Source organism: Oceanobacillus salinisoli (assembly GCF_009733865.1).
GTDB lineage: Bacteria > Bacillota > Bacilli > Bacillales > Amphibacillaceae > Oceanobacillus > Oceanobacillus salinisoli.
On the sequence record NZ_WOFB01000027.1, the window covers coordinates 53302 to 79522 of the forward strand.

Consider the following 26221-nt stretch of genomic DNA (forward strand, 5'->3'; position numbering starts at 1 on the left):
TGAAAAATTGGTGGAACTGCTTTCGAACATCCGTTTTTAAAAACACATTTCAAATCGAATACAAACCCCTTACAATTAACAAATTCCCTTTCAAACATTATAAAACATGCTACAATAGAAGATGCAAAAAAATTGAAAGAAATAGAAATGAGAGTGAGTTTTTATGTGGGAGAAATGGAAGAACAAAATAAGAGCATTATTCACGGATACTGATAATTTGGAGGAAAGATCTGAAACCCATTCACCAACAAGTGATCATCCACAACATGAAGTACAGGCAAGGGTAACATATCAATATCCAAAGCAGAAGTCCTTTCGTTTCCCTGTCATACCAGATGAGCCTGAAGAGAGAGTGAATCAAAGAAAAGTTGCTGGAGAAGAAAAAAAACCTTACAAAAATCGAGAAGAGGAAGGGCCAGCATATACGCGTAACAGAACGAAAAAAAGGTCCGAGTTAAGGAACAGAACCCAAAACATCGATAAGACCAGAACAAATGTAAATAATCGATCCGAAAATAAATCTGGAAATCGCAGTAATGAGGAATCAACATGGCAAAATAATAAAATAGTTAAGACGTCTGATGAACCTTTTAAAGTAACGGAAGTGCCATCCCCAATATTCGGATTTCATAAAAGGGACAAACAAGAAAAAGAAATCAATGATATTCCAGCATATCTCCGAAAAAATCGGAACAACAATAAGGAAAATAAATCAGTAGATGAGCCATCAATCATACATAAAAATAATCGAGAAGTAGCGGCCACTGTAGAGGAATCAATAGAAACGGGAGAAAAAGTTGTAGAAAAAGTGAAAATAGATGAACAGGATAGTGGTAGGCCCGCTAATAAAATAAAGGAAATGGATTCTCTTCAAGAAGAACAAAAGATGAATAGTGCTTTCTTAGGGGATTCTGAAATAGAAAATTTTCATCCATCGAAAGAGCCTGAATCAGATGAAGAAGATCAACCACTAAAAGATGAGAAAAGCATAAAAGCATTTCAGCCAGTGGCAGAGTCGGAATCACCAGTAAAGTCTCAACAGGAGGAAGAACAACTGCTAAATTCAGATGAACATCCAATGAACGTCGAAGCAGTTCAGTATAAAGAAGAATCATTACAGCCTGATTCTCGAAATAGTACTAATCTGGAATCTGAGGAGCCCAATGAAACAGAAAAGTATCAAATAGATGAAAAGGTTAACGAACAAGAAAATAACCAAGAAAAAGATATGGATGAAAAACGGGTGATAGGAGAGGAAGTATCACACCCAACGGAAAAAGCGGAGGGAAATCTACCAGCAGAAGCGGGTGACGAACCTCTAAAACATAAAGCAAATACCAGTCCAAAAGATAAACCATATGTATTTCCGTTTAATGTAATCATGACCCCGAGTGATAAACGAAATATGCGTAGAAGACAAATGGAACAGAATAATAATTATTCAAAAACGAATCATGACACAGTACAGGGGGATATTTCAAAAGACACTTTAAAAAGAGAAAACGAGAATGAGGAACTACATAAATCAACCATCCAAGGTGAACATAGTCAGGGCACAGAAGAGCCAACGGAAACCTTTATACCATATCATTTATTAAATGATCCGATAAAGAAGAGTGATAGTAACCAGTTATGGGTGGAGGAACAACAGAGGCTGCTTGAACAAACATTGAAGCATTTTAATGTCAGAGCGAATGTGGTAAAGGCAACACAAGGGCCTTCCGTTACTCGATTTGAAGTACATCCGGAACTTGGGGTTAAGGTAAGTAAAATTAAAAATTTAAGTGATGACTTGAAATTAAATATGGCTGCAGAAGACATTCGAATTGAAGCGCCAATACCAGGGAAAAATACAGTTGGAATTGAAATACCGAATCAGAAAGCACAAATGGTGGGGCTTCAGGAAATCTTTGAAACGGAAGCATTTAAAGGTGGAGAATCACCACTAACCATTGCTCTTGGACTGAGCATTGAAGGAGAACCCAAAATAACAAATATCCAAAAAATGCCACACGGATTGATTGCTGGGGCAACTGGATCCGGTAAAAGTGTTTGCATTAATACGATACTGGTTAGCTTATTATATAAAGCGAGTTATGAAGATGTAAAAATTCTGCTGATTGATCCAAAAATGGTAGAGCTGGCACCATATAATGGAATACCGCATCTTGTCGCACCGGTCATAACCGACGTAAAAGCTGCAACACAAAGTTTGAAATGGGCGGTTAATGAGATGGAGGAGCGATACGAAAAATTTGTTCACGAAGGTGTAAGAAACATTGAAGGCTATAATAAGAAAATGATTCAATATGGACGCTCTGATGATAAGATGCCATTTATTGTCATTGTTATTGATGAGCTGGCGGATTTAATGATGACTTCACCACAGGATGTAGAGGATTCCATTAGCCGTATTGCCCAAAAGGCAAGAGCTTGCGGGATTCACTTGATTTTGGCAACACAACGCCCTTCTGTGGATGTTATAACCGGCCTGATTAAAGCAAATATTCCTACCAGAATTGCTTTTAGTGTTTCATCTCAAGTCGATTCACGCACAATTATTGATGTTAGTGGTGCTGAGAAGCTCCTTGGAAAAGGGGATATGTTATTTGTTGAAAATGGAGCAGGAAAAAGCGTTCGCCTTCAAGGTCCTTTTGTGTCCGATGAAGAAATTGAACGTGTAACGAATTATGCCAGAAGTATTGCAGAGCCCAATTATTTATTTGAACAGGAAGAGCTGCTTGAACAAGTTCATGTTGAAGAGGAAGAAGACGAGCTGTTACAGGATGTCATCGATTTTGTGGTAGGTCAAAACAGTGCAAGCACTTCGATGATTCAGCGTAGATTTAAGATTGGCTATAATCGTGCAGCAAGACTTATTGATACATTAGAGTATCGAGGAATTATATCTGGGCAAAATGGCAGTAAACCAAGAGATGTATTAATAAGTCAAAAACAGGAAGAAATGTAAAATATATGGTAATATAATTGACAAGTATGCTTCGATTGTTAAAAAGGGCTAATTTTTCAGGCATTACACAACACAGTTCATCTAATAGAGTCACGAGGCTAATAAACTGCCAATCGTATTATAAATTAAAGAGCCCAATGATTTAAAGGAATACTTCACACAGTTAAAGGAGTAACTATAATGAAAGAAATCACGAAGAAATTGAATGGGGAAATAAAACGCCTTACCAATAAAACCTTTAAGTTTGACGAGCGTATAAAAGAAGGCTGGTTTTCAGCAGTTTATTTTTTAAAAACCAAAAAAATTGTTGAAGAAAAAGTACCGAATAACCATGTTACGATGCAGTTTTTCCAAAAGGAAAATGCCGTATTATGTGGAACAGATGAAGCGATTGCCTTACTCCATACGTTTGCTGACAATCCGGAAAAGCTGGAAATACATTCCTTGAAAGACGGAGATAAGATAGAACCCTTTGAAACGGTCCTGACTGTTTCTGGAGCTTATCAGGATTTTGGTTATTTGGAAGGCATCATTGATGGAATTCTTGCAAGAAGAACATCCGTCGCAACGAATGTATACAATGTTGTAAAGGCCGCAAAATCTTCTGGAAAACAAAAACCAGTTGTATTTATGGGTGATCGAGATGATCACTATACTACACAGGCTGGGGACGGATATGCTGCATATATTGGCGGATCTACGGCTCAAGCAACACATGCAATGAACGAATGGTGGGGAAAAGAAGGAATGGGGACGATGCCGCATGCACTGATTCAAATGTTTCGTGGTGATGTGGTAGCGGCCACCAGGGCATATCACGAAATATACCCGGAAGATGATTTGGCAGCTCTTGTCGACTATAACAATGATGTTATTACTGATTCTCTAAAGGTAGCCAGAGAATTTAATAAAACTCTAGCTTCGGTAAGACTGGATACATCACGGACATTAGTTGACAAATATTTCTTGAGAAATCATCATCTAATGGGTTCATTTGATCCAAGAGGTGTGAATCCTGAGCTTATATTTGCTCTAAGAAAAGCTCTAGATGACGAAGGATTTCATCACGTTAAAATCATGGTATCTGGCGGTTTTACAGAACAGCGGATTCGTGAATTCGAATCGAAAGGAGTACCAGTCGATATGTATGGTGTAGGAAGAAGTCTTCTTAACCTGAATATCGGGTTTACGGGAGATAATGTCCTACTAAATGGAGAACCTGAAGCAAAAGAAGGCCGCAGATATCGACCTAATCCTCGTCTGGAAAAAGTAGAATATTTGAACGTAAATGAATAGATTATTATCACAAGTTTATATTTTCATCTTATTTGTTTTTTGTTATAATAAATCAGGATTGCGAACATTAATCGGATGAACTATTTGATGAACATAATGGAGGTTCGTTTTATGACAACTTACCATTTTATTGGTATAAAGGGAACAGGAATGAGTGCACTGGCTCAAATTCTTCATGATTCAGGTGAAACCGTACAGGGATCTGATGTTGAAAAACGCTTCTTTACACAAGAAGCTTTAGAGATGAAGAACATTCCGATTCTTCCCTTCTCAGAAAATAATATTAAAGAAGATCATACAATTATTGCAGGAAATGCTTTTCCGGATGATCATATAGAAATTCAACAAGCAAAGCGGTTAGGATGTACGTTCTATCGTTATCATGAATTTTTGGGTGAATGGTTAAAACAATATACGAGTATTGCTGTAACAGGAGCCCATGGAAAAACGTCAACCACTGGGTTGTTAGCTCACGTTTTGGACCAGACGTTTCCTGTCTCCTATTTAATCGGTGATGGAACTGGGAAGGGGCATGTAGATAGTGAATACTTTGTATTTGAGGCATGTGAATATCGACGTCATTTCTTAAGCTATGAACCTGATTATGCGATTATGACGAATATTGATTTTGATCATCCAGATTATTTTACAAGTATTGATGATGTATTCAATGCTTTTCAGTCAATGGCAGATCGTGTGAAAAAAGGTATTATTGCTTGTGGAGATGATGAACAGCTGCAGCAAATACAAGCGAAGGTTCCAGTAGTATATTATGGTTTTGGGGATACCAATGATTTTCAGGCACAAAACCTTCAAGAGACTGATAAGGGGACTACGTTTGATGTGTTTGTAAGAAATACGTATTACGACACTTTTACTACACCAATGTACGGGGACCATAATGTACTTAACGCACTGGGAGTAATTGCCATCTGTCATTATGAAGATGTAAAAGCGGAGGATATTAAAAAGCTTACTTCATTTCAAGGTGTGAAGCGAAGATTTACTGAAAAGAAGGCAGGAAGCCAAATTTTAATTGATGATTATGCACATCATCCTAAAGAGATTACGGCTACAATTGATTCTGCGAGAAAGAAATATCCGAATAAGCAAGTAATCGCTATTTTTCAACCACACACATTTACAAGAACGAAAACATTTTTACAGGAATTTGCAGACAGTTTAAGTGCAGCTGACCAAGTTTATTTATGCGATATCTTTGGTTCGGCCCGAGAAGAATCTGGGAAGTTAACCATTCATGATTTGCGAAAATTAATTGATCATAGCCAAGTATTGGAACTCGAAAATACAGACGTTCTTGCAGAATTTAAGGATAGTGTGCTGATTTTTATGGGTGCAGGTGATATTCAAAAATTTCAGCATGCATATGAAAATACACTAAATAATAAACCGATACAGCAATAGAACATTTGATCTCATTATAAGTCTGAAATTGTTTCAGGCTTTTTTCTTTTACATAGAAAGCCGGTTTGTGAAAAAACATATTTTTTTAAAAGACATATAAAAGGATTTTAGTACTTAATGTCGAAATTGTTAGTAGAAAGATATATACTGTAAATAAGATTAATCTATACATCTTACATAGGTTTAGGCATTTACGAATAGGGAATTATTAAATATAAATGAGCTAAACTAACGTTACAGGATTAATGTCTATCCAAGGATACTAATTATACACGCTAAAAGGAGTAGATAACGATATGGAAATTTTATTGTACATTTCTGCAGCTATTGCTGCGGTAGCTTTTGTCATTTTAGTTATTTATGTTGTCGTTGCGTTAAAAGCGACGAGACAGACCTTGAATGACGTTTCCAGTACCCTTCAAGGGCTTGAAAAGCAAATGCAGGGAGTAACAACGGAAACGACTCAATTGTTAAATAAAACGAATAAATTGGCTGATGACATGAATCAGAAAACGAGTAAATTGGATACGTTATTCGATGGTGCAAAAGGGATTGGAGATTCCATGAAAGATTTCAGTCAGTCTCTTAATGAGATTTCTAATAGTATTTCAAGTACATCCAAAGTAGATAGCGAAAAAGCTGCCCAAGCAGTCAAATGGGGAGCTGCGATAGTAGACTTTGTTAACAGCAGAAAAAGGAATAAAAAATAATTAGGGGGTAATAAAATGGGTGATAATAATAATATTAACACAAAAGATTTTATTATTGGAACGCTGGTTGGTACAATCGTTGGTGCATCTTGTGCCTTAATCTTTGCACCGAAATCCGGAAGGGAATTAAGAGGGGATATTAATCAAGGTGCACTGCAAGCCAAAGACCGAGCTGGAGACTGGAAAGGTATTGCTCAGGAAAAAAGTGCTGACTGGAAAGATAAAGCATTTACAACAAGTGCTGAAATTAAAAAACGAGCGATGGATACAACATCCCATTTAACGAAAAATGTTTCCCAGAAAACACAGGACTTTAAGAAAACACTTTCTTCAAAGTTTAACAATGAAACAGATAACACCGATCAAGTAAATATTAATGAGCAAGCAGCGGACGATGTAGTACAGAAATTGGAGCAATAAACACTAACTGCAATCCACATGGGTTGCAGTTTTTTAGTAATCCAAACTACTTGCAAAAATCTTTCTACAATCATATTTTTCATAAAAATCTATAATTATATTAAAACTAATGGTGACAAATAAAAGAATTTTAGCTATAATTGTCACTAATTATTAAAGTTAAATATTTCTTCTGGGGGCGCATACAATGACGAAAGAATTTGAACAGTTAAGAAACCAATTAGATGAAGTGAATTTGGAAATACTGGAATTAATCAACCGACGTGCTGCATTAGTTCAGGAAATTGGTCAGGTGAAAACAAAGCAAAGTATTAAAAAGGAGTTTGATCCTGTAAGGGAACGTGAAATGCTTGATTTAATTACATCAAAGAATACAGGACCATTTGAAAATTCAACAATTGAGCATATTTTTAAGGAAATTTTTAAAGCAGGTTTGGAGTTACAGGAAGACGACCACCGTAAAGCGCTGCTTGTTTCCCGTAAGAAAAAACCGGAAAACACTGTAATTGATATAAAAGGTGTTAAAATAGGAAATGGAAATAAAAATCATGTATTTGGTCCATGTGCGGTCGAAAGTTATGATCAAGTAGCACAGGTTGCGGAAACAATAAGAGACAAAGGCCTTAAATTAATCCGGGGAGGTGCTTTTAAGCCAAGAACTTCACCATATGATTTCCAAGGTTTAGGTTTAGAAGGCCTGCAAATTTTAAAACGTATTGCTGATGAGTATGATTTAGCGGTTATTAGTGAAATTGTTACTCCAGCCGATTTAGAAAAAGCGGTGGAATATATTGATGTTATCCAAATTGGTGCAAGAAATATGCAAAACTTTGAATTATTGAAGGCTGCAGGTCAAATTAATAAACCAGTTTTATTAAAACGTGGACTATCTGCAACCATTTCGGAATATATTAATGCTGCGGAGTACATTGTTTCCAGTGGGAATGGAAACATTATCCTTTGTGAACGAGGTATCCGAACTTACGAAAAAGCAACCAGAAATACATTGGATATTTCTGCGGTCCCTATTTTAAAACAGGAAACACATTTACCGGTTATGGTAGATGTTACGCATTCGACAGGTCGTCGCGACTTATTACTTCCTGCGGCAAAAGCAGCTCTTGCCATTGGAGCTGACGGAATCATGGCAGAAGTTCATCCAGATCCAGCGGTTGCACTTTCTGATTCGGCACAGCAAATGGATATACCGACATTTGATAAGTTCTTTGAAGAATTAACGGATTTAGAAAAACGTCTAAAATAAGAAGTTTTCTGGAGAAGACTAATCATCTATTGATGAGTAGTCTTTTCTTTTTATTATGTGATTAACCGGTTGTAAGATCAAGACTCCAGGAATACGAGGTACTTAAAGGATGATAAGTGGGGGAGGTGTAGCCAGAAAACCCTAATTCGTTCATCAAACAATCAGTGGGGGACGAAAAAACCTACTGATTGAAGATTCACTTTATTAATGATTATGGCCAAAAGAACTAATGCTTGCAAATTTTGATAAATATTTTTGTAATTTTTTTCATGTTAGAGTATGATATAAACAATAGAAGTGGATTTAGAGACATAGGAGGTAATATAAAAATGACTGTAACAATATATGATGTAGCAAGAGAAGCCAACGTATCCATGGCCACGGTTTCCCGTGTTGTCAATGGGAATCCAAATGTAAAGCCAACCACTCGCAAAAAGGTATTAGCAACTATTGAACGTTTAGGCTATCGTCCGAATGCTGTAGCAAGAGGACTGGCAAGTAAAAAAACAACAACAGTAGGAGCAATTATTCCTGATATTTCCAGTATCTTCTTTTCCGAATTAGCTCGTGGTATTGAAGATATTGCAACCATGTATAAATATAATGTAATTTTAAGTAATTCTGACCAAAATAAAGATAAAGAATTAGCCTTAATCAATACGATGCTTGAAAAACAGGTAGATGGAATATTATTTATGGGTGGTACGATTACAGAGGAGCATTTGCAACAATTTAAAACATCCAACGTACCAATCATTCTTGCAGCGACATATGATGATACGAAGGAAATGGCTTCTGTTAATATCGATTATGAAGAAGCGGCTTATGAAGCAACAAAATACTTTATTGATAAAGGCAAGAAGAACCCCGCATTTGTAAATGGCGGTGAAGATACAAGTATCAACCAGTATAAATTCAATGGTTATAAGCGTGCATTAGAGGAAGCTAATGTTTCAATAAATGAGGACTATATTGTTCAAGGTGATTATTCTTATGAATCTGGACTGGAAGCAGCAAAACAATTAGCAGAATTAGATAATAAACCAGAAGCTGTCTTTGTTGCATCCGATGAAATGGCATTAGGTGTCATTCATGGTGTGCAGGATATGGGATATAAAGTACCTGAGGATGTAGAAGTATTCGGATTTGATAATACAAGACTTGCAACCATGGTTCGCCCAACATTATCCACTGTCGTACAGCCGATGTATGATATCGGAGCTGTTGCGATGCGCCTATTAACGAAGTACATGAACAAAGAAGAAGTAACAGAAAAAAATGTGATTCTCCCACATAGAATTGAAATAAGAAATTCAACATTAGAAAAATAGTGCCGATATAAGATATAAATGGATGTTAACATTTGGGAGCATCTATTTTTATCATTTACGGAAGCTTAAGGAGATTGGGCATATGAATAAACGAGATATTTTAACTCCTATCGGCATCACACTAGGATTCGTGATGATAATGGTGGCGATTCTTAACAATGGGGGAAGCCAAGAGTTAACATCTTTTCTGGATATTGCAGGTATTTTGATCGTTCTTGGTGGGTTAACAGCATCCATGCTGATCACTTTTAAGATGGACCAAATTAAATTAACGTTTAAGCTTTTAAAAGCAACCTCGTATCAAAATAATTTGCAGTTACCTGAACTAATTCGTCTTTTTGTTCAACTATCCGAACGTGCCCGAAGAGAGGGCATTCTCGCTTTAGAAAATGATTTAGATGATATTGAAGATCCATTTATACGAAAAGGCATTACACTCGTTGTTGATGGTGTAGAACCAGAAGTAATTAAAGATATTATGGAAGCCGAAATTATAGCGATGGAAGACAGACATTATAAAGGAAGAGCATTGTTTGAAAAAGCAGGGGAATATGCTCCCTCATGGGGAATGATAGGAACATTAATCGGACTAGTTATGATGTTAAATCGTTTATCTGACCCGGCAACACTGGGACCAAGTATGGCTGTTGCACTCCTTACTACATTGTACGGTACCATCCTGGCTAACCTTGTATTTATTCCAATGGCAAATAAGCTGGAAGGTAAAACGGAGGAAGAGGTATTTATCAAACAGATTATAATTGAGGGAATTATAGGTGTACAATCAGGTCAAAACCCGCGTATTTTTGAAGAAAAATTAAATGCGTTTCTTTCCAGGGAATCTAAGGCAATCAAGCAGGATGAGAGGGAAGTTTCTGGCGATTTCATAGGAGAGAGCGTCAATGAAGCGTAGGGAAGTCAAAAAAACAAAAAAGAGTGGTGCACCAAAATGGATGGTTACCTACTCAGATATGGTTACTCTTATATTAGTTTTTTTCGTTTTGATCTTTTCGATGTCACAAATTAATGAGGACCTTTTCGACGCAGTTTCTGAATCATTTCAAAACAGGATGATATTTGATTTCTTTCCTTCTGCTGTACCAATGGAAAATCCTACTGATAATACAAGACATGATAAAGAAGATGAACTATCTGATGAGTTTAACAAGCCCTTGGATGCTGGAGAGAATCCGTCTGAAGATATTTCTGAAGTCGAAGAAACAGATTCATTAAGTAGTTTAGTGGATGATGTAGAGTCTTTTTTGGAAGAAAATGAATTAGACAGTGTTATTACTGCTAATCGGTCAGAAGAAGGCGTTGTGTTAGTGCTGCAGGAAAGCATTTTGTTTGAATCTGGTGAGGCAAATGTACTTGATTCGGCTGAACCGTTTCTTGATAAAGTCGGCGTTTTTCTTCAGGATGTCCCAAATCATGTTAGAGTCGAGGGGCATACAGATTCTCGGCCAATTACCAGCTATCGTTACCCATCCAACTGGGAACTTTCCAGTGCAAGAGCAAGCAGTGTTATTCGTTATTTAACGAGCAGGTATGATTTGGGTGAAACAAGATTTTTATCTGTTGGTTTTGCTGATACGAAACCAATTGCTCCAAACGACTCAGAAGAAAACTGGAGTAAAAATAGAAGAGTGGAAATCGTTATACTAGAATCGGAAGAAGGAACGGAGTAAGGTCCATAAAAATCCGAACTATGATCTAAAATTCTTTAGTTAGAATTTGATTTAGTTCGGATTTTTTCATGTTTAACGCTGTTCTCTAAAAGATTGGACTGTGGTTACTCATCCCTTGGAAAAGTGTGTTGTGCCCCTATATTACCTAACATAGGCAGAATAACTAGACTCCTGTGGAAATAGCACGTGTTCAGACCTGAGCAGCGGTGGGTTCCGCTAGGAGGCTGTGGCCGTGCCCACGGAAAGCGAAGTATTCTACCAGAGCGAATGCAACGCACACTATCATCATTAGAACAAGCGAGAGCATCACAATAGGAATTATTCATTAGTTCGCACTTTACATCTACTGCAAGGTTAAAAAACAACAAAACTTAATAAAAGAGCCTTTTATAATCTTCTTTATCGTGAAGTCATTCGTCTTTTGAACGGAGTGTTTTAGCAATGTCTAAAGCCTCTTCCACTTTCTTTTTGAAATATATGGAGTGAAATTTCGTTCGTCTCCTACAGAAAATGAAGGAAACCCTTACATTATCTGCTTAGACTTTTGTATATTTAAGGAGATGGGCTAACAGTTTTTTATTTTTTTCTTTTATCTCAGCTTTTCTTGGTATGTTGGGATAAGCATTTTCATTGTCATGCCAAGAATGTGGTAGTTCTACTGGTGAATGTTGTTGCCATTTTTCTCTCCATGAATGGGGGAGTAATCCTGTTGCAATCGAATTTGTCTTCATCACGTTCCAAATTTGTGCCCACGCCCTGGGTACCACCCTCCATATATCATAACCGCCTCCGCCTAATGCAATCCATTTTCCACCGCAATATTCATGGGCTAACTCATGAGCCAGCTCGGGAATCCGTTCGTAAATTTTCATTGAACCGCATAGGTGGGTTAATGGATCAAATGTATGTGCATCGGCCCCATTTTGCGTAACGATGATATCAGGTTTGAAAAAATGCGTGATGCTCCTAAAGGCAGATTCATAGACTTCCAGAAATGATTCATCTTGTGTAAATGCATCTATCGGCAGATTAAAAGAATAGCCATGTCCACTTTTAATACCGCGTTCGTCCACATTTCCGGTACCGGGAAATAAGTATCTGCCAGTTTCATGGATGGAAAACGTACAAACATTAGCATCATCATAAAATGCCCATTGAACACCATCGCCGTGATGAGCATCTGTATCCACGTATAACACCCTCAGGTTATAGTTCTCTCTAATGTATTTAATGGCAATTGCTCCATCATTATAAATACAAAACCCAGAAGCTTTTCTATTTAAGCCATGATGAAGACCTCCACCTAAATTTAATGCGTGATTTGTTCTGCCATTTAATACTTCATCAACTGCAGTTAAGGAACCCCCAACCATAAGACTGGATGCCTCATGCATTCCCTCAAAAATCGGCGTATCTTCCGTTCCAAGGCCAAATTCATTCATTTTTGTTTCTTCTAATTCTCCGTTGCTTGCATGCTTTACTGCCTCAATATATTCTGGGTTATGAAAGAGGGCGAGTTCTTTATCTGAAGCTTTTCTAGGTGCAATGAAATCATCTTCTATTAAAACATTGGAATGTTCCAATAACTCTTTAGTTAAAATGATTCGTTTTTGATTAAATGGATGCTTCTCATGAAAGTGATAACGTAGAAATTCATCTGAAAATATAAAGGAAGCATCTTTTCTCATATCTTTGGCTCCGGTATATTATTAGGCCACATTAATTGGTACCCGGCATCACGCAAATCCTGGATGATTGGAAGAGGATTCATTGTTTGAATACGAAATACGAGAACTTTATACAGTGAATTATCTTTATATGGATAAACGAGAACCGACGCAATATTCACTTTTCGTTTTCCGAATATTTCCATTACTTTTGGAATAATTCCTGGTATGTCCGGAACTTTTACTTCGATTAAGGAGCTTTGTACATGTGTACCTGTCAATTGAATTAATGTATACAGCATATCTTTCTCAGTTATCATTCCAACCAATTTATTGTCTTTGACAACGGGTAAACTGGCAATTTCTTTATCATAAAATATACGTGCGATTTCTTCTACAAAATCGAGCGGGTGAATTGTTATCACTGGAGAACTCATAATCGTTTGGATTTCGTTGTCCAATTCTTTGCTATCCGAGTCTTCCAGTAAAATGGAAGGGCTCGCATCTCTGACATCCCGATCAGAAACAATGCCAATGACTTCGTTTTCTTCATTAACAATCGGTATATGTCGAATGCGGTGTTTCTGCAGTAATCTTAATGTCTTGGCAATGGTTGCGGTTGGTGGCAACGAAATAACTTTTGTCTTCATAATATCTTCTACTAACATTATAATCCCTCCCTCCTGGATCGATTTTTCTGCCTATTTAGGAAACGTAATTGATCAAATCTTTCTATAGATTCCTTTGGTACGTTTTTACCGATACGGACCATTAAGCAGTTTGCAGGATGTGATATGATTTCTGGATCATCAGTCGGTGCTGGGTGAAGCCCACCTGCAGCCATCATCTTTTCCATTATTTTCCGGTAGTTCCAGATACTTAAGTTGGTTTTTTCTAAATCCCAATGCCAATAATATTCAGTTGAAATAATAATATAATTCTCCATAAATTCATCCAGCATGGACACTTCAAGAAGATTTGATGCAACTTTTTCCCCTCGGTATGTAGGTATCATTTCAATGGCACCTAGTTCCATAAGATCTTCCATATTAAATTTAGACCACCTTTCAAGGGGGTCTGGATGAAGATAGGTGACATATCCCACAATGGTATCTTCTGTTCGAGCAACCAGTATTCTTCCTTCTGGGAAATCGGCAATACTTTGCAATGCTTCAAATTGTTTGTGTGCAGGCCGAAATGCAGTTAATTGTTTATCAAAATAATACTTTTTTAATTCAATGGATGGGAGTGGGCCTTCAATGATTATGGGTCCCTTCGTTGTTTCAAGGCGTCTAGTGTAATATGTCTTGATGTGTTGCATGTATTCACCACCTATTTATTGGTACCTCTTTAACTAATTCCAGTATACAGGATATTGAAAAACATTTTTAGTTTTTTGTGAAACTTTAGGAAATAAAATAATTATGTCATGTTAAGAAAAAAGTAGTCCAATTCGGAGTATAAATGTTATTGCTCCGAAATTGAACTACTCTTAATATAAAAGAATCGTTAATTCTCATTATTGGTGTCGTTATTATTACCATTTTCATTGTTGTTTTCTGAGTTGGATTCCTTATTTTGTTTTTCCTGCTGTTTGTTATCTTTTTCGTTTTTGTCATCTGCGTTAGCTTCTTCTCCGTCTTCATCAGCAGTTTCCGTTTCGGATTCAGGAGCTTGTCCAACTACTAATTCTTTTGAAGCATCAGATTCTAATCCAAAATAGTCTACGGCTTTCACATGGTATATGGCAAAATCATTATTCCCAATTGGGAATTCTGTACTTGTCGTGCTGCCTACAAGTTCAAAATCCCCATCAGGTTCTGTGGCGCGAAATACACGATAACCAACCACATCCTTGGCTCCAGGTTTGTTCCATGTTAAATTGTTGCTCGTATTCTTCATGGAAGTTGGTGCCCCTGGTGCTTTTCCATCGTCTTCAATGGCCAATGATTGCACCTCATGACTCGGAGCTGCTATTTTTTCCCATTTATCTCTTTCAGTCCTTGGATACAGTTTGGTTATGTCATTGCCATACCCCATACGCTCCAGCCATTCAGGATTAAACATTAATCCATCACCTTCAACAAATTCCTCAGGCGTATTTGAACCAGCTGGGACTGCTTTGCCATCGACAATCACTTGTGAGCCAGTAATTAAACTATCATCCGTTTTGGTTGGAACATGTTTGCTGTTGAAGATATCAGTTTTAATTAAACCAGCTTTTTCACACAAGTCTGATGGTAGCATTCCAGATATACCACAGTAGCTTCGGGAAACGATACCTTCTGGCTGCTGAAACCTTTCAGAAGGAGCGAGCAGTTCTGGGTTAATGTCGGTAGCTGCATTGATTAACTGTGCCCATAGATTCTGATTTCGCTGGCTATAACTTAATGGATAGGAACTATCGTAAATGGAATCAGGATATTCATAACCTAACCATGTTCCAAAAGTTACATTTGGATTTGTGGCGATAAACCATGCATCATCATAATCCTGGGATGTCCCCGTTTTACCAGCCCAATCCACACCACTGTATTTTAGTCTGGAATTCACATAGGTAGCCGTACCGCCTGAAATAACGTCCCTCATCATGTCAATGACCAAATAGCTTGTTTGTGGTGAAAATACATCTACAGGATTTGGTTCATGCTCATATACTACTTCACCATCGGCAGTTGTTATTTTTTCAATCATATACCCATCTGCAAATTTACCGTTGTTTCCCAAGGTTGCATAGGCATTAATAATTTCTTCAACAGAAATACCGTAGTCAGATGAACCAAGGGCGAAAGACAGAATTTCATGATCGGATGGAGTTAGTGACGTTACTCCCATCTTTTCCAAATACTGTGCGGGATCATTATGCAGTATCTCGTAATACGTAGCAACCGCCGGGATATTGTAAGAACTCGCTAAGGCTTTTCGTACGGAGACGGTACCATAATTTCCACCGCCATAGTTTTTAGGTTGGTAACCGCCAAATTTTCTTGGATAATCGGCAATTGGCGTGCCGGGCTGAACGGCACCCATCTCTATTGCAGGTCCATATACGACCAATGGTTTTGAAGTACTCCCAATCTGCCTACGAGATGTAGCATAATTTGTTTGATCTTCTTGACTGTATTCACGACTGCCTAAAAAGCTGATAATTTTTCCCGTACTGTTCTCAACTAGAACCGCAGCAGCCTGAATCGATTGCAAGATTTCAACGCCATCTATAATGGATAATTTATCTTTTCCATAATGCTCGTAGTTTTCTGCAACTTGCTGGAAAGCATCATAAATTTCCTTATCAATCGTGGAGTGAATTTCATAACCGTCTGACTGAATGGAACGTGAAGCTAACATTTCATATTGTTCCTCTAATTCCTCATCATTCTCTAAATCCTCTGAACTGTAGCCATCTGCCTCAGCAAGCTGCAGCATAATAATTTCTGTTGCTCGTTTTTGGATTTCTCTAGTTAATATCGGATACTCTTCATGTGGTGAATTTTCTTCTTCTTTAAAGTCAGCAACGATGTCATAATTCAGTGCTTCTTCATATTCTTCTTCTGTAATATATTTCATTTCAAGCATCCGATTTAAAACGGTTTTCATTCGGTTAAGTCCTGGTTGGATACCTTCTTCATCTTTTAAACCACCTGAATTTTTAAATGGTGTATAGTAGGACGGGCTTTGCGGAAGTCCAGCTAAATAAGCTGCTTGTGCCAAATTAACTTCATCGGCATCAACTCCAAATATTCCTTGAGCTGCAGTTTGTACACCTGCAATATTCCCGCCGGATGAATTTCGACCATAAGGTACGATGTTTAAATAAGCTTCTAAAATTTCATCTTTTTCAAAGAAACGTTCTAAACGGAGGGCCAGCAGTATTTCCTTGGCTTTACGCTCGAAAGATACTTCATTTGTGAGAATTTGATTTTTAATTAATTGCTGTGTTAGTGTACTCCCACCACTTTGTCCAGAATTGGTTAATTCCTGGTATAGGGCACGGAAGATGGCTTTTGGTACAATCCCTTCATGTTCTTCAAAATATTCATCTTCAGTTGCAACAACGGCATCAATTAATATAGGGGAGATATTCTCAAGCGTTGTTTCCTCTCGGTATAGATCTGCTTTTACATCTCCAATATAAATATTATCAGCAAAATATAATTTTGATGTTTCTTCGTAATTGTAAATATCTTTTTCCATGTCTGCATAACTTCTGATTGGCTCATCCTTTACAAGGGAGGCGAAATAGCCAGCACTGAGACCTCCAACGAAGAAAGCAACGACAAATCCAATGATTAAAAAGAATAAAATAACATTCCAGACTACATCATATGTAATACGTGAAGTGGATTGGATTTTTCCGGACTTCCAGACTGAATGTATCTTTTGTATAAATGTATGAGAACAAATGGTATTCCATACTGACTTTACTTTCTCATTAAATGGATGAAACAAGTCTTTAAGTTTCATTTGTAAAACCCCCTAAAATTCTTTTATAATTATAGCATAAGTATGGTATTCCGGGTATGAATATTTCAAATTAGTTGCAATTCAAACATTAATGTGATATAGATGTATAATAACAATTTGGAGTACATATAATTTTATGCTATGAAGGAAATGAGTAGTGTTGCAAATCCCTTTTACAGAGAGCTAGTGGCTGGTGGAAACTAGTATATATTTGCAGGTGAATTACATTCTGGAGCTATTTCTTTTTCTGATGTATGAAGGAGAAACGGTGGAGACATCGTTAACAAATCCCAAGTGGCACAAGTTGTGCAACAAGGGTGGTACCGCGTGTTAAAACTCGTCCCTTTTTTTAGGGAGGAGTTTTTTTATTTTGTAGAAATGGAGAGTGAATAAAGTGGACATTTTACAGGACTTGGAAAATCGTGGCTTAATTCAGCAGGTCACAGATAAAGATGGATTGAAAGAACATTTAGCAAATAATGAGGTGACATTGTATTGTGGATTTGATCCTACCGCAGACAGTTTGCATATCGGGCATTTAGTACCACTTATTATGCTGAAACGATTCCAAAAGGCTGGGCATAAGCCGATTGCACTTGTTGGTGGGGGAACAGGAATGATTGGTGATCCAAGTGGTAGGTCAACAGAAAGATCATTGAATACGAGGGAAGTTGTCATAGGTTACAGTGAAGCAGTAAAGCAGCAAATCTACAGGATTCTGGAAGTGGAAAAAGATCAAAATTCCGTTGTAGTTAGAAATAATCATGACTGGCTAGGTCAAATGACAGTTATTGATTTCCTGCGTGATGCAGGGAAGCATTTTAGCATCAACTACATGCTTGCCAAAGAATCCGTTTCTGCACGTATTGAAAATGGAATTTCATTTACGGAATTCAGTTACATGATTCTTCAATCTCTGGACTTTATGAAATTATATGAACAAGAAAACTGTACGATGCAAATCGGTGGAAGTGATCAATGGGGTAATATTACGGCCGGGATGGAACTAATTCGCCGTTCCAGAGAAGATCTGGACGAAGATATTAAGGTTTTTGGATTAACCGTTCCTTTAATTACAAAAGCCGATGGAACGAAATTCGGAAAAACTGCTGGTGGAGCAATTTGGCTTGATCCAGAAAAGACAACTCCATATGAGTTTTACCAATTTTGGATTAATACAGATGACCGTGATGTGATTAAGTTCATTAAATACTTCACATTTTTAAGTGAACAAGAAATAGCTAATTTAGAAGGTGAAGTTGCGAGTAGACCAGAAAATCGTATGGCTCAAAAACGCCTGGCAGAAGAGATGACGAAACTCGTACACAGTGAAGAAGCGTTGGCGCAGGCTCAAAAAATTTCACAAGCTTTATTTAGTGGAGAACTGAAACAATTGTCTGCAAGTGACATTGAGCAAGGATTTAAGGACGTGCCAACCTATGAAACAGGAAAAGAGGAGATTGGTTTAGTTGATCTTCTAGTGAATGCGAACATTTCCCCATCGAAAAGACAGGCGAGAGAAGATATTAAGAATGGTGCCGTATATATTAATGGGGAAAGGGAACAGGAAATTAATTATACAGTTGGTGCGGATGATCGGATTGAGGATAAATTTACGATCATTCGCCGCGGGAAGAAGAAGTATTTCCTAATTGATTTTCAATAAAGATGTAAAAAAAGTTTCCTAGTGTAATTACTAGGAAACTTTTTATATGTTTTTACTAAAGGCTGTTTTCTAAAAGATTGGGACTATGGTTACTCGTCCCATCGAAAAGGTTTGTTGTTTTTGTTGTGATAGAGACGTAATGAGTTGCAGTTTATTCTACCGCTAGCATGTTATGCATTGTGTTGTGCTACTATTTTCTTTCCATTCCTTTATACATGCTAGTAGCGATACTCGACCCACCGAATCCCTTTGGGGCAACGCCGTTGTGACCAACGTCCTGTTGTCGAACCCATGGGTCACCCTAAGAGGCGCGTAGTGTATTTCCCAAAGCGGTTAAACACGTCAGGCTATCATTTAATCTATGTCGGACTCTATACAAAATAAGAAATAAAACTTTTCTTCAAAAGCAAAAAAATTTTAGATAACAGCCATAAATAAATATATAAACTAAAACGTTGAATTAACAACATTTCAAGGTTTTGTGTGTGTTAACCTGCAAACTATATAGATTAACGAGAGTAGAACTGAACAGTTTTAAAAACCCTTGTTTTATCAGTGTTTGAGAGGTACATTTTAAAATTCCCCCAGAAGTTCCCTCAGTTTATCCTAACCTGTACTGAAAGCGGTAGTCGTTTCTGCTTAATACTTACACTTCAAAAAATAAGGACTTAGAAATAAAAATAACAAAACGAACAAATTTAGACAATTAGATTCCTGTTCTTAGAAGGGTACTAGAGTTAAAGCATATATAGATTGGTGTGACAACATTTTCTTGTTCTAATAAAGAGGCAGAATAGTTTAAGAAGCAAAGTTACATAAACAGAACAAAAATAGTTTGGGAGGGTCTTAATAATGACAATTATGATACTATCATTGAAGCCAATTATTTAGTAGTTTAAAGAATTAAGTTGCATTATCGAGAGTTTTGAGAAAAAACAGCAAGCGAAAGTGATATAGAGAGATTAGAAAAAAATTTAAATATAAAATTACCAAAATGGTACATAGAACTTTATACAACAATCCATTTAATCGGTGCAGAATTTGGGGTTCAGGAAGATGAGCCAATTGAGGATTATGATGTATTTCTTATATGATGTGGGGGAGTGTTGACGATATAATTGAAGAAAATACCGAATGTGAACCTGGAACATCAGCATTAAAAGATGGATACGTTTTTATAGCCAGTTGCTCCCTCGGTAGTGGTGACTCCATTTTTATCAAACTGAACAATGATGAACTGGGAATATATCACGATGATTTTAGGCAGCAGTAATATAAGTATAAAGTACAGATGAATCTAATTATTTTTTAGGCTTATTGTACTAACGGGTCAGTAGAGTCTAAGGAGGGTTTAAGGGGGGATTGTTGATACAAAGAGTATATATAAATTCTTTGACAAAATTGGTCTTGTATCAATGGTATCAGTCATCATCTATTTTATAATTAATTTATAACCCCCCTAAATTTTAGTCGATTTTAGTCGATAAATATACTGAGATAAACTTTATAGATTAAATGAAGGGAGTGAAAAAATGAATAAACGACTAATCCATGGTAATGAGAACATTTATTTTGTTATGTGTGTTATTACAAGTCTATTTATATATTTTGCTTTAATCATTTCATTAATTGGAATTCCATACCTAGTTATCGGACTTTTAATAGCCTTTTTCATGAATGGGCTGTTTATAGCAAATGTTAGAACCAATGGTGTTAAGATCACAGAACAGCAATTTCCAAAGATTGCAGCGAAAGTTAAAGAACTATCACTTGCCATGGAACTAAAAACAATACCAGATGTATTTATGATTCAATCAGGTGGTTTACTTAATGCCTTTGCAACTAAGTTTTTTGGTAGAAACTTTGTTGTACTTTATTCGGACATTGTAGAGATTATTGAAGATGGAAATGATAGTGAACTTAATTTTATTATCGCTCATGAACTAGCGCATATTAAACGGAATCATATATCTAAAAATGCTTTAATTTTCCCGGCAAGATGGGTACCTTTTTTAGGAACAGCATATTCCAGAGCTTGTGAATTTACTTGTGACCGAATTGCTACGGTGTATACTGGTAATTCAAAATCGGCAATTAATGCTTTAATGATTCTAGCATCCGGTAAGATGCTGTTTAATAAAGTTAATGTTGTAGACTATTTAGAGCAACACAAACGGGAAAGAGGATTTTTTATTTTTTTAAGTGATGCATCTTCAACACATCCTCCATTACCTATAAGAATTAAAAAGATACAACATATAAGAGAGGCTCCGGAATATTATGGTTGCACGTTTGCTGATTTTCAGAATGAAAATGAAAGTACTGTGTAATAACATTATATAATAGAAAAATACATATTTAAGGGGGTTTATATATGAATTTATATTTAGAAGTCATAAAGAATTATGTAGGTTTTAGTGGAAGAGCAAGAAGAAAGGAATATTGGATGTTTGCATTAGGCAACATTATTATTGGCTTATTATTTCAGCTATTTATAGTCTTTTCAGATGCAATTACGATATTATATGTAATCTTTTCATTATTCATTTTATTACCTTCATTAGCTGTTGGGGTTAGAAGGCTACACGATATTGGTCGAAGTGGATGGTGGTTATTAATTGGATTAGTTCCAATAATTGGACCAATTGTCCTTTTAGTATTTATGTGTCTTGATAGTGAAGAAGAAGAGAACAAATACGGACCTAATCCAAAAGTTAGTTATAGTGAATAAATAAAATTGTTTTAGAAAAACTGCTTGAATTACATTAACGGATTTACTTGAGAGGTGCAAACAAGTAATTCACAAATCAAAACGCGTGGGTTTGAACTGCACCCCAATTGTTGGACACAATCTAACAGTTGGAGGTGCAGTTTTCTATTATGATTTAAGGATTATTCTAAATATAACAAAGAAATCACACCATTAGCTCAAAGCATTCTGATTATATATGGATACCTCCTTAAGAGTTAAGTGAAAATCAAAAAAATAAGGAGAAGATTATGAAATTTGTTTATTATAACAGTACTGGAAGAGAAGTAAGTATTCAACCAGAACAGAATCAAGCGGAATTGATATGACAACAATAAAACCATTAGAAGGAACGTACTTTTTATCTGCCATCATATACATATTCTTGGCTAAAAATGTGGGATTATGGTGAAAAAGAGGATTAAGTATTCTAGTTTCAGCTCAAAAAGATGAAGAATAATTTATTCAGTTATTCAACAAACGGAAGCAATTCTAGGAGAAATTATGCTAATTACCCTATTTTTTGAATCCAAGGATTTAGACCACACTAATTTTTTAATTGATAACATCAAAGTCATATTAAATAAATGTGGTATTTCACAATCTTCAGTAAGTATTGAAGAATACTGGAAGATAGAAAATATGTTCAAAGTGTTCATTGAATCAAACTCAACCTTTGATACTAAGGATACTTTTGATAAGTTTCTAAACGAAATTGCTTTTAAATGGGAGAGTTTCCCAATAAATATTTAGCTTCAAAAAACAGTGAGATGTATTTTAAAGACCTTTATATGATACCAGTTAATTTTTGATTAAATAATTCCTTATTCAATAAACGGGGGCTATACTCTATCAGGGTCAAAAATAAAAAAATAGCAAAGCTAAATTACAACAATGGGGTGTAATTAAAATATGAAAAACCATATATTTATAAAAGGATTAATTTTTTTGATTGTAACTATTATGTTTATGAGTGGATGTAACAATAAAAACTTTAATGGACAAATAGAGAAGGGAAATCAAACTATAAATGTAGAGGATAACATAAAAGATAAGGGAGTAACAGCTTTGTTTATAAAGAATAGTAACGACCTTATATATAAGGTTATTGTGACTGGGGAAACTAATTATTCTGAATATGGGACCGACATCGTAGCCTCTGCAATATCTGCACTAACAATAAACACAGTAAATTCTTTAGTGGAATTTACAGATAGTGAGTTAAGTTATAACCAAGAAACTAGAAATGGATTACCCTCTATCGAACTAGAAGTAAGTAGTTTTGGCAGTGAAGTTGGTAAAGAAAAATCTTTAGTATTAATTGAATCACTTAGGCTCGGGTTAAAACAAATTGAACAAGAGTACGGCAATGAATTTCTTAAAGTAATGGAAATAAGTGATAGATAAAGAACATGTCAGTTGTATTATGAAGCTATCTACTTAATGTACTAACGGGGGCTTTAGTAAAAGAAGTCATCTACTTTGCTGTATTTTTAGTAAAAGTTTAGCTGAATTTGGCTGTTGCTAGTGTGTTTGTGTATGGTGCTTTAGTAATAATAATTTAAAAATTAGGGCCGATAAAAAGGATAAAATTATATTATGTAGAAATAAACAGTGTGAAATAAGATTCATATTAGAAGGAATACCTACTCTGGTAGTGAGGTGATATATTTGACTATTGAAGATGTTATTCGGCGGATCATTCGTGAAGAAAACGAAAAGCATCTAAAAGATATTAAAATTTATTAGAATCACACGGCTACAGAAAGATATCTAGAATTCTAAAGGTTCCAAAAGGCAGCAGAGATCCTAAGAGTCGTAAAACAGCAACATACGAAATTTGACAGCATTCAGAACAAAAAAACTACGTTAATTATAGAAGAACTTCGAGCAGGTAGATAAAGATAAGTTTAAAAATTAGGATAGCTAAAATAGAAGCCTGTAGGTATAAGCGACTGTCCACAAAAATTAGGGCAAAAACCGCCCCCAAAAGTCCCACTAAATAGTTAACATTTAATACATTATTCTACAATCGACATATAAATAAAAACCCTAGAACACTTTTGATAACAAGCTTTCTAGGTTTTTTAAAACTGCTGTATACAAAGCAGTAAAATTAACGAGAATAGAATTAAACGGTTCTCTCAACCCTTGATATGTCAGTGTTTATATCGGTTTTATTCAGAATTGGCCCCAGTTTTGGCCCCATTTAAACTTTCGGAGAATAATTGAACAGTTTCTTCTTCCAAATCTAAAAATGTGTGACCGTATATATCGAGAATCATTTGTGGTGTATTTCCTAGTCGTTCCGCGACAACTTTTACACTCGCTCCCCGTTTACCTTGGCTAAGAAGGAGAGTAGCATGTGTATGTCTTAATCCATGTGGAGTAATTGGCTTTAAATTTGCTTTTTTGATTATACGTCTCAATGAATAGGTGATGCTGTTACTCTAACTTTTGGGGTACCTTAATAGTTAGGACATGTATTTACTTTTGGTTTTTGATAAATTTATTTTATTATTTTTTATTAAATGAACTAATAAGGCGATTAAAGGCAAAGCTGTTCCAAAGAGTAAAGCGACTTCACTATTAAATTTATAGTAAGTATAACTTCCAATCCATGAACCAAAGGCTCCTCCCAAAAAGAAAATAGTCATATATAATCCATTAAGTCTGTTTCTTATCCCGGGATTCAAACCAAATATCACTTTTTGACCTAATAATAAATTTCCTGACACACCAATATCAATACTAATGCCTGAGATAAGTATTAAAAGTACACTAAATAGTGAATGATCTTTAACAAAAAATAATAGGACGATTGACAATAGTACGAGCGCCATTGATACATTAGTCATTGTAAAAATATAACCTTTATCCGCTATTTTACCAATAGTAGGAGTTAGTAAAGCTCCAGCTATTGCAACAAAGCCAAATAATGCAATTTCATTATTTGAAAAATGTAACGGTTCAGACCTTAATAAAATGGGGATAACTGTCCAATAAAGACTAAATGTTGCAAATAAACATGCATGATAAAATGCTCTTTCTTGTAAAGGAGATGTATTTATTAGTAGCCTCACCATAGAAGCTATTAAATTTGGATATGACATGTTACTAGTCGATACTACTTCATAGTTGGGCAAAAATTTTATGATTAACAGTAATACGACAACTAGCATTATTAATGAAAAAAGAAATACCATTCTCCAGCCGAACCAGTCAGCTATTCCGATAGAAAATGGGCGAGCAATCATAATCCCAATCAATAAACCACTCATCACTTTACCCACATATTTACCTGCCTCTTCAATGGGCACAATTCTCATTGTTAGTGGAACTAACATTTGAGCCGCACAGGCTCCAATGCCAATTATGGTTGTTAATATTAAAAAAACAATTCCATTTGTCGAAATTAGCGTACCAATTAATGAAATAATTGTAAGCCCGATAAGAATTACTATTATTTTCTTACTTTTAAATAAGTCAGCCAAAGGTACGATAAAAAATAAGCCCAATCCATACCCAATTTGTGTCAAGGTAGTGAGCAATCCAGATAAATCAGAAGAGATGTTCAGATCTTCTGCAATGAATTGTACAATTGGTTGTGCATAATAAATATTAGCAGCAAGTGAACCACAACTAATTGCCAAAATAAATATTAGAAAATTTGTCTTTTTAGTCAACTTTATCATTCCTTTTGTTTATTCTTGTTGTTTTTGGAACGTTCGTTCCGAAATACTTAAAAAAGAAAGACTATAGGTCTGCAATAGTCTTATCCACTAGATTGTAGGCTAGATTTTTCTCTTTTTTATATCTAGACATTAAATTAATGCTGTGATTTAAACTTAATAAAGAATATGCAACTAATTCAGAGTTAGCCTCTTGTGAAATTTCTCCTTTCTTTTTTCCTTCTTCAATGACTTGCTTAAATACCTTCTCAAGTTCATTAAAATCATTTAAAAGTATTTCTTCTATAGAAGGATCAATATGTCCAATAAGCAGTGAAGAATTAGTTATAATGCAACTTTTGGGAATGTCATCTGAATAGCATTCTTCAATATGTTGATAAAAAAAGGATTTAAGTGATGCTTTAGTGTCTATACCGCTAAAAAGCAAATTTCTTTTTCGATAGCCACAGTTTTTATAATGTTCTAAAACCAGTTTGAAAAGTTCTTCCTTATCTCCAAAACTATCGTAAAGAGTAGATCGACTAATTCCCATCGTTTCAATAAGATCTGAGATATATGTAGCGTCATAGCCTTTTTCCCAGAATAAATACATTGCTTTATCCAAAGCATGTTCTTTGTTAAAATTTATACTTCTACCCAATTTACAACACCTCCATTCATATACTTTAGTATAAATATTACGGAACGATAAGTCCAGAAAAAATTATCTTGAAATCAAGGTTTCCGTTAAAGGGCGCTTTTCTTCAATAAGAAGGCGTCTTTTTTCATGGATAACACATTTAAGGGATTAAGTTTATGAAGGTGTAAAAAAGATTGTGAAGTATTGTACTTAAACTAATGGGTGCAAGAGTTAAACAAGGTGATCATAGAATTTGATT

General features: G+C 35.7%; 20 protein-coding genes, 2 pseudogenes and 1 other annotated feature. Of the genes and pseudogenes, 15 read left to right on the plus strand and 7 right to left on the minus strand.

The features are described from left to right. Positions 1-163: 163 nt before the first annotated feature. The 9 genes from GMJ66_RS17105 to motS all read left to right on the plus strand — a co-directional run bounded on the left by GMJ66_RS17105 (position 164) and on the right by motS (position 11105). Positions 164-2971 carry a DNA translocase FtsK gene (locus tag GMJ66_RS17105; protein ID WP_156291533.1) on the plus strand — a complete coding sequence of 936 codons (2808 nt, stop codon included), beginning with the start codon at positions 164-166 and terminating at the stop codon, positions 2969-2971. 180 nt (positions 2972-3151) lie between these two features. Beyond that, on the plus strand, positions 3152-4267 hold the full coding sequence (locus GMJ66_RS17110) for a nicotinate phosphoribosyltransferase (RefSeq protein WP_156291534.1): 1116 nt from the start codon (positions 3152-3154) through the stop codon (positions 4265-4267). A 111-nt stretch (positions 4268-4378) separates the two neighbouring features. Beyond that, the gene (murC, locus tag GMJ66_RS17115) at positions 4379-5692 is read left to right on the plus strand and encodes a UDP-N-acetylmuramate--L-alanine ligase (RefSeq protein WP_156291535.1); all 1314 of its coding nucleotides are present in this window, start codon (positions 4379-4381) and stop codon (positions 5690-5692) included. A gap of 296 nt (positions 5693-5988) precedes the next feature. Next, positions 5989-6402, plus strand: coding sequence for a DUF948 domain-containing protein (locus tag GMJ66_RS17120; RefSeq protein WP_156291536.1), 414 nt, complete (start codon positions 5989-5991; stop codon positions 6400-6402). Positions 6403-6417: 15 nt separating this feature from the next. Continuing rightward, the gene (locus tag GMJ66_RS17125) at positions 6418-6822 is read left to right on the plus strand and encodes a YtxH domain-containing protein (RefSeq protein ID WP_156291537.1); all 405 of its coding nucleotides are present in this window, start codon (positions 6418-6420) and stop codon (positions 6820-6822) included. 187 nt (positions 6823-7009) lie between these two features. Further along, positions 7010-8086 (plus strand): bifunctional 3-deoxy-7-phosphoheptulonate synthase/chorismate mutase, encoded by a 1077-nt coding sequence (locus tag GMJ66_RS17130; protein ID WP_156291538.1) that lies wholly within the window; start codon positions 7010-7012, stop codon positions 8084-8086. A gap of 329 nt (positions 8087-8415) precedes the next feature. Continuing rightward, on the plus strand, positions 8416-9417 hold the full coding sequence (ccpA, locus tag GMJ66_RS17135) for a catabolite control protein A (protein WP_156291539.1): 1002 nt from the start codon (positions 8416-8418) through the stop codon (positions 9415-9417). Between the two features lie 82 nt (positions 9418-9499). Beyond that, complete coding sequence (motP, locus tag GMJ66_RS17140) at positions 9500-10330, plus strand: flagellar motor protein MotP (protein WP_156291540.1); 831 nt, start codon at positions 9500-9502, stop codon at positions 10328-10330. Then, positions 10320-11105: a flagellar motor protein MotS gene (motS, locus tag GMJ66_RS17145; RefSeq protein ID WP_156291541.1), complete on the plus strand. Its 786-nt coding sequence runs from the start codon at positions 10320-10322 to the stop codon at positions 11103-11105. Before motP ends, motS begins: the two co-directional genes overlap by 11 nt. Positions 11106-11641: 536 nt before the next feature. Here the strand turns inward: motS and GMJ66_RS17150 are convergent. The 4 genes from GMJ66_RS17150 to GMJ66_RS17165 all read right to left on the minus strand — a co-directional run bounded on the left by GMJ66_RS17150 (position 11642) and on the right by GMJ66_RS17165 (position 17236). Continuing rightward, complete coding sequence (locus GMJ66_RS17150; RefSeq protein WP_156291542.1) at positions 11642-12793, minus strand: acetoin utilization protein AcuC; 1152 nt, start codon at positions 12791-12793, stop codon at positions 11642-11644. Continuing rightward, complete coding sequence (locus tag GMJ66_RS17155) at positions 12790-13440, minus strand: acetoin utilization AcuB family protein (protein WP_156291543.1); 651 nt, start codon at positions 13438-13440, stop codon at positions 12790-12792. The genes GMJ66_RS17150 and GMJ66_RS17155 overlap by 4 nt, the downstream gene beginning before the upstream one ends. Further along, positions 13440-14093 carry a GNAT family N-acetyltransferase gene (locus GMJ66_RS17160; RefSeq protein ID WP_156291544.1) on the minus strand — a complete coding sequence of 218 codons (654 nt, stop codon included), beginning with the start codon at positions 14091-14093 and terminating at the stop codon, positions 13440-13442. The genes GMJ66_RS17155 and GMJ66_RS17160 overlap by 1 nt, the downstream gene beginning before the upstream one ends. Before the next feature lie 188 nt (positions 14094-14281). Next, positions 14282-17236 (minus strand): transglycosylase domain-containing protein, encoded by a 2955-nt coding sequence (locus GMJ66_RS17165; RefSeq protein ID WP_156291545.1) that lies wholly within the window; start codon positions 17234-17236, stop codon positions 14282-14284. Positions 17237-17368: 132 nt separating this feature from the next. Then, positions 17369-17584: a binding site (T-box leader), on the plus strand. A gap of 46 nt (positions 17585-17630) precedes the next feature. Between GMJ66_RS17165 and tyrS the strand changes: the two genes are divergently transcribed. The 6 genes and pseudogenes from tyrS (at position 17631) to GMJ66_RS17195 (ending at position 23058) form a co-directional block, all read left to right on the plus strand. Continuing rightward, complete coding sequence (gene tyrS / locus GMJ66_RS17170) at positions 17631-18902, plus strand: tyrosine--tRNA ligase (RefSeq protein WP_156291546.1); 1272 nt, start codon at positions 17631-17633, stop codon at positions 18900-18902. A 950-nt stretch (positions 18903-19852) separates the two neighbouring features. Further along, positions 19853-19996 (plus strand): annotated as a pseudogene (locus GMJ66_RS21250) (SMI1/KNR4 family protein); the annotation flags it as partial. Further along, positions 19993-20175 (plus strand): hypothetical protein, encoded by a 183-nt coding sequence (locus GMJ66_RS17180; protein ID WP_156291547.1) that lies wholly within the window; start codon positions 19993-19995, stop codon positions 20173-20175. The pseudogene GMJ66_RS21250 and the gene GMJ66_RS17180, both read left to right, overlap by 4 nt. A 259-nt stretch (positions 20176-20434) precedes the next feature. Continuing rightward, positions 20435-21232 carry a M48 family metallopeptidase gene (locus GMJ66_RS17185; protein ID WP_156291548.1) on the plus strand — a complete coding sequence of 266 codons (798 nt, stop codon included), beginning with the start codon at positions 20435-20437 and terminating at the stop codon, positions 21230-21232. 44 nt (positions 21233-21276) lie between these two features. After that, a complete protein-coding gene (locus GMJ66_RS17190) occupies positions 21277-21633 on the plus strand; it encodes a DUF805 domain-containing protein (protein WP_156291549.1) in 357 nt (118 codons plus the stop codon). A gap of 930 nt (positions 21634-22563) precedes the next feature. Further along, positions 22564-23058, plus strand: a complete 495-nt coding sequence (locus GMJ66_RS17195) for a ribosomal-processing cysteine protease Prp (protein WP_156291550.1) — start codon at positions 22564-22566, stop codon at positions 23056-23058. Positions 23059-23828: 770 nt separating this feature from the next. Here GMJ66_RS17195 and GMJ66_RS17200 read toward each other — a convergent pair. The 3 genes and pseudogenes from GMJ66_RS17200 to GMJ66_RS17210 form a co-directional block, all read right to left on the minus strand. Further along, positions 23829-24098: pseudogene (locus GMJ66_RS17200) on the minus strand (tyrosine-type recombinase/integrase); the annotation flags it as partial. 27 nt (positions 24099-24125) lie between these two features. Further along, a complete protein-coding gene (locus GMJ66_RS17205) occupies positions 24126-25346 on the minus strand; it encodes an MFS transporter (protein WP_197046755.1) in 1221 nt (406 codons plus the stop codon). A gap of 61 nt (positions 25347-25407) precedes the next feature. Then, a complete protein-coding gene (locus tag GMJ66_RS17210; RefSeq protein WP_156291552.1) occupies positions 25408-25983 on the minus strand; it encodes a TetR/AcrR family transcriptional regulator in 576 nt (191 codons plus the stop codon). Between the last annotated feature and the right edge of the window lie 238 nt (positions 25984-26221).